At 68.5% G+C, this 10,714-nt stretch carries 11 protein-coding genes and 6 pseudogenes; 4 read left to right on the forward strand and 13 right to left on the reverse strand.

Going from position 1 to position 10,714, the window contains the following annotated elements; translation table 11 throughout:
* Window positions 1-47: 47 nt before the first annotated feature.
* From ACWCPM_RS34100 to ACWCPM_RS34115, 4 genes and pseudogenes are all read right to left on the reverse strand, one after another.
* Window positions 48-1,184, reverse strand: a pseudogene (locus ACWCPM_RS34100) (cytochrome P450).
* 132 nt (window positions 1,185-1,316) lie between these two features.
* Window positions 1,317-1,577 (reverse strand): hypothetical protein, encoded by a 261-nt coding sequence (locus tag ACWCPM_RS34105; protein ID WP_450980150.1) that lies wholly within the window; start codon window positions 1,575-1,577, stop codon window positions 1,317-1,319.
* A gap of 54 nt (window positions 1,578-1,631) precedes the next feature.
* Window positions 1,632-2,351, reverse strand: a complete 720-nt coding sequence (locus tag ACWCPM_RS34110) for a cation transporter (protein ID WP_450980151.1) — start codon at window positions 2,349-2,351, stop codon at window positions 1,632-1,634.
* Window position 2,352: 1 nt separating this feature from the next.
* Window positions 2,353-2,469 (reverse strand): annotated as a pseudogene (locus ACWCPM_RS34115) (transcriptional regulator); the annotation flags it as partial.
* Between the two features lie 19 nt (window positions 2,470-2,488).
* Between ACWCPM_RS34115 and ACWCPM_RS34120 the strand changes: the two are divergent.
* Both ACWCPM_RS34120 and ACWCPM_RS34125 read left to right on the forward strand, forming a co-directional pair.
* Window positions 2,489-2,671, forward strand: coding sequence for a hypothetical protein (locus ACWCPM_RS34120; protein ID WP_450980152.1), 183 nt, complete (start codon window positions 2,489-2,491; stop codon window positions 2,669-2,671).
* A gap of 180 nt (window positions 2,672-2,851) precedes the next feature.
* A pseudogene (locus ACWCPM_RS34125) lies at window positions 2,852-3,053 on the forward strand (DUF6510 family protein).
* Window positions 3,054-3,066: 13 nt separating this feature from the next.
* On the opposite strand, the gene ACWCPM_RS34130 reads toward ACWCPM_RS34125, so the two are convergent.
* The 4 genes and pseudogenes from ACWCPM_RS34130 to ACWCPM_RS34145 form a co-directional block, all read right to left on the reverse strand.
* On the reverse strand, window positions 3,067-3,597 hold the full coding sequence (locus ACWCPM_RS34130; RefSeq protein ID WP_450980153.1) for a molybdenum cofactor biosysynthesis protein: 531 nt from the start codon (window positions 3,595-3,597) through the stop codon (window positions 3,067-3,069).
* 1,104 nt (window positions 3,598-4,701) lie between these two features.
* Window positions 4,702-5,037 carry a hypothetical protein gene (locus tag ACWCPM_RS34135; RefSeq protein WP_450980154.1) on the reverse strand — a complete coding sequence of 112 codons (336 nt, stop codon included), beginning with the start codon at window positions 5,035-5,037 and terminating at the stop codon, window positions 4,702-4,704.
* A 46-nt stretch (window positions 5,038-5,083) separates the two neighbouring features.
* The gene (locus ACWCPM_RS34140) at window positions 5,084-5,359 is read right to left on the reverse strand and encodes a hypothetical protein (protein ID WP_450980155.1); all 276 of its coding nucleotides are present in this window, start codon (window positions 5,357-5,359) and stop codon (window positions 5,084-5,086) included.
* Between the two features lie 289 nt (window positions 5,360-5,648).
* Window positions 5,649-5,915, reverse strand: a pseudogene (locus tag ACWCPM_RS34145) (BTAD domain-containing putative transcriptional regulator); the annotation flags it as partial.
* A 187-nt stretch (window positions 5,916-6,102) separates the two neighbouring features.
* On the opposite strand from ACWCPM_RS34145, the gene ACWCPM_RS34150 reads away from it, so the two are divergent.
* Window positions 6,103-6,612, forward strand: coding sequence for a hypothetical protein (locus tag ACWCPM_RS34150; protein WP_450980156.1), 510 nt, complete (start codon window positions 6,103-6,105; stop codon window positions 6,610-6,612).
* A gap of 228 nt (window positions 6,613-6,840) precedes the next feature.
* On the opposite strand, the gene ykgO is transcribed toward ACWCPM_RS34150, so the two are convergent.
* Together ykgO and rpmG are read right to left on the reverse strand one after the other, a co-directional pair.
* On the reverse strand, window positions 6,841-6,963 hold the full coding sequence (gene ykgO, locus ACWCPM_RS34155) for a type B 50S ribosomal protein L36 (protein WP_028801377.1): 123 nt from the start codon (window positions 6,961-6,963) through the stop codon (window positions 6,841-6,843).
* Between the two features lie 88 nt (window positions 6,964-7,051).
* Entirely contained in the window at window positions 7,052-7,216 is a 165-nt protein-coding gene (rpmG, locus tag ACWCPM_RS34160) for a 50S ribosomal protein L33 (RefSeq protein ID WP_450980157.1), read from the reverse strand.
* 201 nt (window positions 7,217-7,417) lie between these two features.
* Between rpmG and ACWCPM_RS34165 the strand changes: the two are divergent.
* Window positions 7,418-7,631, forward strand: a pseudogene (locus ACWCPM_RS34165) (cupin domain-containing protein); the annotation flags it as partial.
* A gap of 5 nt (window positions 7,632-7,636) precedes the next feature.
* Here ACWCPM_RS34165 and ACWCPM_RS34170 read toward each other — a convergent pair.
* From ACWCPM_RS34170 to ACWCPM_RS34180, 3 genes and pseudogenes are all read right to left on the reverse strand, one after another.
* On the reverse strand, window positions 7,637-8,845 hold the full coding sequence (locus ACWCPM_RS34170; RefSeq protein ID WP_450980158.1) for a cation:proton antiporter: 1,209 nt from the start codon (window positions 8,843-8,845) through the stop codon (window positions 7,637-7,639).
* A 287-nt stretch (window positions 8,846-9,132) separates the two neighbouring features.
* Window positions 9,133-9,372, reverse strand: coding sequence for a hypothetical protein (locus tag ACWCPM_RS34175; RefSeq protein ID WP_450980159.1), 240 nt, complete (start codon window positions 9,370-9,372; stop codon window positions 9,133-9,135).
* A 100-nt stretch (window positions 9,373-9,472) separates the two neighbouring features.
* Window positions 9,473-10,582: pseudogene (locus tag ACWCPM_RS34180) on the reverse strand (transposase); the annotation flags it as partial.
* Window positions 10,583-10,714 lie beyond the last annotated feature (132 nt).

Below are 10,714 nucleotides of genomic sequence, written 5' to 3' on the forward strand. Positions count from 1 at the left end.
CCCGGGTCCCCCCCTCCGTCCGCCCCCCCCCGGGGGGGGCGGCCTACTCAGGATCGTGTCACCGCACTATGGTGGCCGGCGGGCACCGAGAGGTCGAGGGCGGGGAAGCGCTCGTAGAGGGCGGGTAGAGCGACGCCCGCCTCCAGCCGGGACAACGCGGCTCCCGGACACACATGCGGCCCGTGCCAGAACGAGATGTGCCTGGTTCGGGTGATGTCGAACTCATCGGCTGTCGCACCATGAGCCCTCTCGTCGCGGCCGATCGCGCCGTAGGACACGATGAGCGCTTCGCCGGCGGGAAGAATCCTGTCCCCCACTGGCACGTCCTCGGTGGCGAAGCGGATGAGTACATGCGACGTGGGCGTCGAGTAGCGCAGCGTCTCCTCCACCACCGCGGATCAGTCGACCGCGCCGGACAGCACCAAGGCGCGCTGGTCGTGGTGGGCCGAGAGGTTGACCACGGCGTTGGCTATGAGAGAGATGGTGGTCTCGTGACCCGCTGCGACCATGAGTTGCAGGGTGGAGACGATCTCCTCGTCGGTCAGACGATCGCCGCCGTCGGACGCAGCGATCAGGGCGCTGGCGAGGTCATCACCCGGCTCGTGTCGTTTGCGGGCAACCGTGTCGGCCACGATCGTGGCGAGTTCGGTGAGTGTGGCGATGACTTCGGGCGGCGGTGTCTGGGTCGAGAAGAACTCCTCGAACAGCACCTTCAGCCGCGGCAGCTTCGCCTCTTCGATGCCCATGAGGTCGGCGATCACGTACATGGGCAACGGGTAGGCGAACTCGGCCTTGAGGTCGACGAGGGAGCCGGTGTAGCCGCCGTCGGCCCAGACGAGGGTGATGTCGCGGTGCAGGCGGCGCAGCCGCCGTAGCAGGTCCGTCGCGGCGTCCCGGTCGCCGGTGTTCGCGGCGGTGACCGCGACGACCAGGAGCAGACCGAGCGTGTCGGTCACGATGTGCCGCTTGCGCCCGGGCACCTTCTTTCCGCCGCTGCCCGGCAGCTCGGCATGACCCTCAACACGATCTTGCGCTTCTCCCGCGCCACCACCCCGGAGGAGATGTTCACCGGTCAGTGGCAAAGCCGTGTGACCAGGCTCGACGACTGCAAGCCTTACCTCGATCAGCGCTGGCAGGAAGGCTGCACCAACGCCTGGAAACTGTGGGAGGAGATCAAGGAACAGGGCTATCCACGCGGATACGCCAGCGTCCGCGACTACGTCAGCAGGCCTCTTCGCGGCAAGCCTCAACCAGTCGGCCCCCGGCCGCCATCAGCCCGCGCCGTTACGCGTTGGATCCTCACGCACCCCGACGCTCTACTTGAAACCGACCGGATCCAGCTCAAAGCCGTCTTGGCCAACCGCCCCGAACTGACAGCGCTCGCCGAGCATGTGCGCTCCTTCGCCCACATGCTCACCAACCTTCAAGGCGACCGACTCCCCGAATGGATCGAAGCTGCCAGCGTCACCACCGAGCTGCCCAGCCTCCGTCACTTCGCTCAGCACCTCCTGCAGGACCTCGACGCCGTCACCGCCGGCCTCACCCTCCTCTGGAACTCCGGCGTCGTGGTGGGTCATGTCAACAGGATCAAAATGTCTGTTCACAAGTTACGACAGCACTGGGCTGGCCGATTATTTGCAGCAGTCGCACCCGGGACGGCAGCCACAAGCGTCTGCTCCGGCCGCTGGCATCGGCGCAGCTGCGGCCGGTGTCGCGCAACAGCCTTTGCCCTGCCAGGCGTCGCGACCTTCCTTGACCGCGATGGCAGCGATGACGAGGGCTGCGATGGGGTCGGCCCAGGACCAGCCGAGGATGGCGTTGAGGACCAGGCCGACCAGCAGCACGGCGGAGAGGTAGGTGCACAGCAAGGTCTGCTTGGAGTCGGCGACCGCACTGGCGGAGCCGAGTTCGCGGCCGGCCTTGCGCTGGGCGGCGGACAGGAACGGCATCACGGCCAGGGACAGCGCGGCGATGACGATGCCGGGGATGGAACGTTCAGCCTCCCCGGTGCCGGTCAGCGCCCGGACAGCATCGACGCCGATGTACGCGGCGAGCACGAAGAAGGAGACCGAGATGAGCCGCAGGGTGGTCTTCTCCCGCGCCTCGCGCACGGCGTGATCGCGGGCGGAGAACTGCCAGGCCACTGCGGCGGCGGAGGACACCTCGATGACGGAGTCCAGGCCGAAGCCGATCAGCGCGGTGGAGGAGGCGAGCGTCCCGGCGGTGATCGCGACGATCGCCTCGACGACGTTGTAGGCGATCGTGACCGCGACCAGCAGTCGTATGCGCTTCGCCAGCGCATCCCGGCGGGCCAGGGACGGGCCCATGCCGATGGATATCTCCGCAGTCATCTCAGCAGCAGCCCTTCGTCTCCGCGTCCGGGCAGGTCTTGTCCGCCTCGACGGCCACCACGGCGGTGCGCAGCTCGTCCAGCGCGTGCCCGAGTCGTTCATCGGCGAGCTCGTAGCGCTATTCGCCCGGTATAGAGGTGGAAGATGCCCGTGATGACCTGGAGTGGGCGATGCTGCACCTTCCTCCCGGGGCCAAACGGGACTTGGGTCGACTGATCACGCGCATCGATGAAGAATTCGAGCGCCGTACCCTGCCCGAGCCCAACAACATCGAGTGGGCGATCTTCGGCTGGTGGTGGACCAGAATGCGGGAACGCTGACAGGCCCGGGCTCGTAGCCTTCTGTTGCAATCGAACGTCCCGTCACCCTCTGCGACCGTTCCCCAAGATCTGCGCCAGAACGCAAAGAAGTGCTCACAAACAGGGCACGACTGGCGACGCCGACGGACACATCGACGGGAACGCTCTGGCAGGCCCCTCGCCGAGTTGTTCACCGTCGACGTGACGGCCGCGACGAGCCGGTGCGCGCTCTGCGGCTGCACCGGGCCGCTGGCCCTGCTGCACATACGGGCGGGCTTCGGGCCTCGTTGCGCGCTGCCAACGGTGCGGCCAGGTCGTACTGCGCGTGCTGCGCGCGAGGCGCGCTGCCTGGCTCCACGTGAGCGGTGCCGCCTCGCTGTCGGTTCGCTCAGGGGAGGCGTAGCGCGCCTCCCGAGCTAGCGGTTGGCGGGTCCTTCCACGACGCGGAACCCCGCGCTGCCGAGACGGATCACGCCGTCGGACAGCGGCGTGCACCGCACACCGCCCTTCCCCCGCAGCGCACGATGCGCGCCGGGTCCGACGACGGTGTCCAACCAGGAGCAAGGCCGTGCAGCACGGTTTACGCTGAGCACGACGGGGCCCTCTCCGTTTCCTCCTAGCTCGATCGTCCAGCCGACGTAGGAGTCGATGTCCACGCCGCGGAGGAGGATGTTGCGCCGGGTCTGCCGCAGGTCGACCTCCGGGTTGATCTCCAGGGGCAGGCTCTCTTCGGCCATGATGGTCACCGATGCGTCCCGGTGGGCTGGCTTGGCGAAGTAGCGGTCGCCGACGATTCCGAGGAGCCGGCGCACCTCGACGCGCTCCACCAGCCCGCCGACCGGGTCCGCTAACGGCCCCTCGGCCGGGCGTCCCGCGTACCGGTGCACCGGCGACACGAGCAGCTGCACTACTTCTACTTCGTTCGGGATTGTGTCGGGCGTCCTCATACCGAAGCTGACTCCACTTCTCTCAATACAGGCGTGGGGCCCGCTCTTGACAGGCACCGCCGCCTACGCACCGCCGCGGCGCTGGCCCCCGCCCCTCGATGCCCCGCGCCTGCCCGTCCCTACTGCGCCGCCGGCATGCCGAGGGCCTGCCGGCGCACTGCACGGGGCCCGTTCCGCACTCGGCCTCCGCCCCGTCACCAGCGGCTGCCGGGACTGGCCCCCCTTGGGCCGCGGGAAGAACAGGTCGTCTTGCTGTCCGCCAGGAAGTAAGCGGGAGCTCGGTCGGGGCGGCCCACTGACTGCGCTCTGACGATTCTGAATGCTAGTTCGCTTCCGGGGCTGTGGCAGGTGGGTGGCCTGGGCATCGATGCGGCAGTAGAGGCGTGTGGAAGCGGCGCCTGCACGGATGGCCGAACAGGTCCGCCCTCCGTGGGATCTTGGGTGCGGGCTGGTCTAGCTGCCTCCCCCGTACTGGCGGGTCCACTCCTTAGGCGGGGGGAGTCCCTCGCCGGGTGTCCGTTGACACGTGGCGACGAATTGCCTCCCTGAAGTGGGCCGGCCGGGTGGTAGGACGTGCCGACCGAGTCGACAGTGCCGCGTCCCGGCGGCGCGGTGCGGCGCGTGGCCCCTGGGCGCCCAGCCGTCTCCCAGCTGCTGGGCACTTTGGCCCTTCTTCGCATGGGGGGTGCGGACAAGCTGTTTGAGGCCGATGGCGCAGCGACTGGCCTCGCCCCGGTCGAGACGGCCGGCTCAACCGCGTGCGCTGCGTCGGTAGCCGACCGAGCTCGCCGCGGCACAGCTCGTGCGGCAGGGCATTTGCTGTCCGCGGGAGCCGGCAGCGGGGACAGCCGTGGGGGGGGGCGTCGTCGGTGGGGTGCCGCGAGGCAGCTCGGCTGCGTAGTCGCGTACGAGGCCTGTGAGGGTGTAGAGGCCAGGCGCCTCCTCGGAGAGCAGGTTGGCTTCCGCGAGCCGTGCGAGCAGGCGCCGCGCCTCGGCCCCGGTCACGTCGGCGAGCTCTGCCGCGATTGCTGCCATGACGCGCCCCGAGTGCATGGCGAGAGCCTTCAGGGCGGCCGCGCTCGCGGCCTCGAGCGCCTGGTAGGACTACGACAGGGCGGTCCGCACGTCGAACGACGGGTCCCCGCCGACCAGCGCGCTGAGCCTGGTCGTGGCCGAGGAGAGCTCCTCCGCGATCAAGCTCAACGGGCACAGCAGGGCGCTGTACGCCGCTCTGCCGGCAACCACGCACAGGGCCAGGGGCAGGCCGCAGCAGGCGTCTGCGATCGCGGCGGTGGCCTCGGAAGCCCACTCGACCCGTGAACGGCCGATCCGCCGCGCCAGCAACTCCACGGACTCGTCGTCGGTCAGCGGGCCGAGCGAGCGAGGCACCGCCGCGCCGTCAGCGGGCAGCAGCGCGGGCAGCTGGTTGCGGCAGGTCACGATGGTCAGGCAGCCGTCCGTGCCGGGAAGCAGGGGGCGCAGCTGCTCAGGGCAGCGCGTTGTCCATCAGGAGGAGCGCGCGTCGGCCCGACAGGAGGGTACGGAAGAGCGTTGCGCGGCAGTGCTCGTCTGGCGGGATGTCCCGGGGGCCCACGCCCAGGGCCGCGAGGAACGATGCCAGGACCTCCAGCAGGGGGCGGGGGGCTGCGCCGTAGCCGCCGAGATCGGCGTAGGACTGGCCGTCCGGGTAGCGCTCCGCCGCGTCGTGGGCGAGGCGCAGTGCGAGTGCTGTCTTGCCGACGCCGGCGATGCCTTCGACCATGCACACGAGCGGGGTCCCAGGCGGCCGTTCGGGCGTGAGGGCCGTCCGGACGAACAGGTCGCGCTGCCGTGCCCGCCCGACGATGCCGGGGACGGCGGCGAGGAGCTGGGCCGGGACGGGTGGCGCGGCCGGTCGCGCGGTGTCTTCCGCCGCCTGGGGGGAGGGCAGCCCGTGGTTGAGTACGACGTAGTGGGCGCGCTGCAGCCGGGGAAAGGGGCTGGACCTCAGGCTGTCGCACAGGGGCGCGTCTGGTCCTCTCGAATGCGGCCAGGGCGTCGGCTTGCCTCCCCTAGGCGGCCAGGGCAGCCATGAACAGCTCCGTGAGCCGCTCCCGCAGCGCGTGCTCGCGGGACAGTGCAGCCAGGTCGGCGACGCTCTGCTCGACGAGCCCACGGCTGAGGTCGCAGGCGAGCCGCTCCTCGGTCGCCGTCAACCGCAGCTCCGCCAGGCGTGCCCGCTGCGAATGGGCGTAGAACACCTCGGTCTCGCTATCGCCGACCATCACGCCCAGCACCTCGCGGCCGCCGTCCTCGGTGATCCCGGTGGCAATCACCACCTGAAAATGACCAGGGCCGACCTTGATGTGGTCGACAGTGCGGCGTCGTGAAAGAGATGCCGCCCTGTCCCGAGGACCTGCTGTTGCTCTCCACCACGGACGTGCCCGTATTGCCGGCCCACCTGATCAACCACCCGACTCTCGGTGAGACAACTACCTCTACGGATGATGATGAGAAGGCGACAGCGTGGACGCAGTTGTAGCGATCAGCTTGATCCGGATGGCCGCCGCAGACTTGGTCACGGAACCCTGGCATCGCCCCTCGGACGCTTACCTGGTCCAGGTGGGCCTGGACGCACTGCTGGCCGACATCGAGGCTCCCTCGCTTCCCCTGCTGGCCGGCCTCGCGCGTGGTGAGTATCCCCAGGCCCGCGAGCTGTTCACCCTTGTACTGGAAGAGTTGGGTGTGGTGCCGCTGGCTTCGGAAGATCTCGCCAAGGCACGATGGACTGCGGTCCAGTGGTGGGCCAGCCAGATCGTGGCGTGCCAACTCGATCCCCTGCGCGGAGCGAAGCTGATCTATGAGCAAGGTGCAGCCGAACTCGACTATCCCGACGCGCTGCAACCCATCGTTGATCTGGCGAGAGCGCTCGACCTGCCGAACGATCAAGCTCCGGACCAGCACCACATTCGCGACGGGTCACGTCGGGCGCGAGACTTTCTCGCCACCGAAGCTCACCACAACCACAGCCATTGAGCTACGCCGTATGACTCACCGTGACCGGTACACGGAAAGTGAGCCAGGCCCCGAACGCTGACCCTCTGGCGGCGGATCAAGAGTGACCTGGCATTCGCGACGGGCGCACGGTGGCTGATACAGGCCGCCACGGTGGGCAGGTCTGTGCGGTGCGCCGGGCCCGCTCAGGATCATGGGCCCGACCCCCGCTGGTGCGGGGACGGGCCCACAGGCCGGAACAGGGCGACGTCAGCCTTGGCGTGCCTTGAAGCGCGGGTCCTTCTTGTTGATCACGAACGTCACACCGCGGCGGCGTACTACCTGCGCGCCTGGCTTGGACTTCAGTGATCGCAGGGACTTACGCACCTTCATGACTCTGCACCTCCTGTGCTTGTCCGACCCGCGGCGGGAACGCCCCGGGTTGTCCCCCGGAAGAGACGGCTCCGTGATCTCGGGCCGCTCAGCGCTCCTCACGGAAGAGGACATGCCCCCCTGCCACCGGGTCGTACTTGCGCAGGACGAGCCGGTCGGGGTCATTCCCCCGGTTCTTACGCGTCACATAGGTCACTCCGGTCCCGGCCGTCGACTTCAGCGTCACGACGGGACGGGTGGCGTTGCGTGCCATGAGACCTTCCTTTCACCCAGCATCGGGATGGCGAGTGCATGCCACACCCTGCATGCAACAACAGCAGCCCACACCCCCACATTCCCGGCCCCGTGCCCTTCGCATGATCGCGGATCGTGGCAGTAGCCGAGATCTCGCTGCCCGCCAGAGGTCAAGTTGCTGCAGGAAGTCACTCCGCCCCCTTCTTCCCGAAGGGGGATCGGCGAGCCGGAGCGCGTGATCAATGCCGGTGAGACGTTCTGGGAACCGTGCGGTGACGTGATCCACACCAGGACGCAACGCCGGCTCGGACGCACCGACCAGCTTTCTCGTGACCATGGTGAGTGCGCCGGGTCAGCACATGCTGACGGAGGTCGGCCAGGAAGAGCTGAAGCAACGGGCGCACGTGCGTGCACCGCGTCCTTCCGAGGGCTGAGGCTGTCACTCAGGCCTTCCCCGCGGTCTCGCCTCCAAGGGTTCCCGTGAGCGGTTCAGCAGAGGCAGTGCCATCAGGGGGAACACGATCACGGACAGGAGCCCCGCCGCCACCAGCGCCGCCGCGTCGGCCGGTTGGATCGCGTCCAGCTTCAGTCCGATCGTCATCGCCACCACGATCACGGGCAGGGACGTGGCCTGCAGGAGCCCACTGGCCATCACCTCCGTGCGGGAGAGACCGGCCCTGCGGTAGATCAGTGCGGGCAGTCCGCGCACGAGGAGGAGCGCGGCAAGGAACATCGGCACCCGCAGGACTGTCCCGGCGTCCGCGAACAGTGCTCCGAGGTCGAACTGGACACCGCTGGTGACAAAGAAGACGGGAACGAGAAATCCGTAGCCGATGCCCTGGAGTTTCACGTGGAAAAGCGGATGCTTACGGTCTGCGTCAGGCGCGACCAGTCGCAGTACGGCACCGGCAACGAAGGCGCCCAGAACGGCCTCGAATCCCAGATGCATCGCGACTGCGGACAGCCCGACGATCAGAACCATCGTGAGGCGGACGCGAATCTGGGCGCTCGTGTCCGCGAGACTCACCAGTGTCCGGGACAACCACAGAGAACGCCCCGCGCGTTTCGACGTCACCACGACGAGCGCCGTCAGACAGGCGAGGCAGACCAGCAGAAGGACCCTGGAACCTGTGCTCGACGCATGCTCGGAGAAGAACAGCGACAGCAGCACCACGGCGCTGATCTCGCCGGCGGACGCGCCACAGAAGGTCAGTTGGCCGACCGGTCGGGCCATCGCGTCGGCGTCCTTCAGGATCGGGGCCAGCAGCCCCAAGGACGTGGCCACGAGTGCGGTGCCGATCAGCAGAGGGCTCTCGACCAAGCCGGCGATGTCCAGTCCCCAGCCGACGATGCCGGCCAGCGCGATCGAGGCCACCAGACCGACGGCGACGAGCCTGGCCAGTGGCCCCCGCAACTGCTGGAAGTCGATCTCCAGGCCGGCGAGGAAGAGCAGGAAGCTCAGTCCGATGACGGACAACGTCTGAACGGTGGCGTCCGGCCGCACCACATTCAGTACCGAAGGCCCGAGCACGATACCGGCCAGGATCTCCAGGACCGGGCCCGGGAGCGGAGCCCGGGGCACCAAGGCGAGCAGGAACGGGACACCTGCAGCCACCACGAGCACGATGACCAGGTTGTCGTACACCATCGCGACTCCCGTGGTCGGTGTGCGGACACAGGTTCCGGCCACCGATCCCGGCCACCGTCGCCTCCTTCCACCCTGCTATGGACTCTCGGTCCTCGCAGGCTCAGCCGATGCCCTCGCGCGCCGCGGCCGATGGGGCGTCACCGCGGTAACCCGCAGGTCACCCGGTTTCAGAACCCGTCCGGGCCGACAAGTCGACCTCTCACGGGCACCGACGCCCAGGACGCCTTCGGGCTGGGAACGGTGTCGTGTCGGGCAGCCCGGCTCGACACCGCTTACGCTGCGGCCGCTCATTCGCATTCCGCCGGGCCTGGCATCGCGCCCTCTGCGAGCTTGATGCGAGTCCACATGTTCATTTTGACGACGATGGCGACGATCTCGAGCAGAAATGGACCAAGGTTGTGCGAGCTGCTGCGGTCATCTGTGACGGAGGCGGACAAGGTCGGCACCACAGCCTTCACCGGGCGCGGCAAGCAGAACCAGAGGGCGCTTCGCGCGGAGGCGAGGCGCTCATGCTGCTGACGCTTCACTTGACTGACGAGGTCCGAGACCCGGCCACAGAGCTGGCCGAGCTGCCCTCGGTCGTGCCGACAGGGGCAATGACATCAGCATGGCGCCCAGGCATTCGACCCGGGCAAGGCGGAGTTGGGTGTGTGCGGTAATGATCAGCCAGGTCCACAGGTCGGCCGTGTGCGGATCGCGGCTTTTGGGGTCGGTCCAGCCCGGGGTCCGTTTGAACAGCCGGAAGGTGTGTTCAAGATCGAATCTGCGGAGGAACGCCTGGCGGCGCAGGTCGACATCCTCGCCGGTCATCCCGGTGCGGGAGGACCACAGCCATACCGGCTTCGGGTCGCGGTCACCGGGCAGGTACTCAACCTTCAGCCGAATCAACGTGCCATGGATCAGGAGGAGTTCACCACAGTTATCGAGCCAGGGGCCACGAGCCTGCAGGCGGCGGTGCATCCGGTCCCAGGCGAGGGCTTCGGCCGTGCCGTAAGCGGGTGGTCCCGCACGCTGTGGCCTGGTCAGGGGTGTGCCAGGACGTCGGCTTGGAGGAGGCCAGGACTCCGCCGTGCTTGCTGGGCTGTCCGCCGCGCGGGGTGGAGCACCGTGGGCCGGCGTCCCGGAGCATGACGCGGTCCGAGCGGAGCCGGCCGACCAGCTCGAGGGGCAGATCGGCCAGGACGTAGGTGAGGCGGGTGACATCGTGGCCGGTGTCCATCACGACGAGGATGTCCGCGTCACCCGGCCGCCATTGCCCGGCCTGCACCAGCCGGGTGCCCACCTCGCGCAGCTGGGCGGCGGTCACCGCGGTGGCATCGTCGCACGGCCCCAGCCGGATCGCGTCCAGAACCGCCGTCCAGGACGTGCGTCCCGTCTCCAGCGCGGACGCGAAGGAGTAGGACCAGCAGGGAATGAACTGATCCGCGCTGCGGCCCCGCCCGTGGACGTGGCAGAACAGCAACTCCGGGCTGGTAGGGGCGTCGGGACGAATCCAGTTGCTCACGTCCACCGCGAGCACGATCCGCCGGTCGGTGGCACGCGGCAGCGGCGTGCAGGCCACCAGTCTGCGCAGGCGGCGGGGCTCCGGCCAGCCGTGGTTGACCACGTCGTACATCGCCCCGTGCCCACGGCGGTGCTCAACTGTGAGCGTCAACTCGACCAGCGACATCACCGGGCCGTCCAAGCACAGCACCCGTCGGTCAGCTCGAAGAGCGCATCCGCCCGGGTGTAGAGGCAGTTCTCACCAGCGGCCGTTCTCCCCCGGGAGTCTAACCTTGGCGTTTAACCTCGGTGGGCTTGGTGTTTCTTGATCGACTCGGCGCGCTTGACGGTCTTGCCGACGTCGTGGCGCTTGGCGCGCTGCTTGTT

It is taken from the genome of Streptomyces sp. NPDC002309 (assembly GCF_053593375.1).

What these genes read in the sequence shown, in the direction of transcription:
- rpmG (WP_450980157.1), bottom strand. Translation starts at nt 7,216, where the DNA reads ATGGCACGCAACGCCACCCGTCCCGTCGTGACGCTGAAGTCGACGGCC.
- ACWCPM_RS34105 (WP_450980150.1), bottom strand. Translation starts at nt 1,577, where the DNA reads ATGACCCACCACGACGCCGGAGTTCCAGAGGAGGGTGAGGCCGGCGGT.
- ykgO (WP_028801377.1), bottom strand. Translation starts at nt 6,963, where the DNA reads ATGAAGGTGCGTAAGTCCCTGCGATCACTGAAGTCCAAGCCAGGCGCG.
- ACWCPM_RS34170 (WP_450980158.1), bottom strand. Translation starts at nt 8,845, where the DNA reads ATGGTGTACGACAACCTGGTCATCGTGCTCGTGGTGGCTGCAGGTGTC.
- ACWCPM_RS34140 (WP_450980155.1), bottom strand. Translation starts at nt 5,359, where the DNA reads ATGGTCGAAGGCATCGCCGGCGTCGGCAAGACAGCACTCGCACTGCGC.
- ACWCPM_RS34130 (WP_450980153.1), bottom strand. Translation starts at nt 3,597, where the DNA reads ATGAGGACGCCCGACACAATCCCGAACGAAGTAGAAGTAGTGCAGCTG.
- ACWCPM_RS34110 (WP_450980151.1), bottom strand. Translation starts at nt 2,351, where the DNA reads ATGACTGCGGAGATATCCATCGGCATGGGCCCGTCCCTGGCCCGCCGG.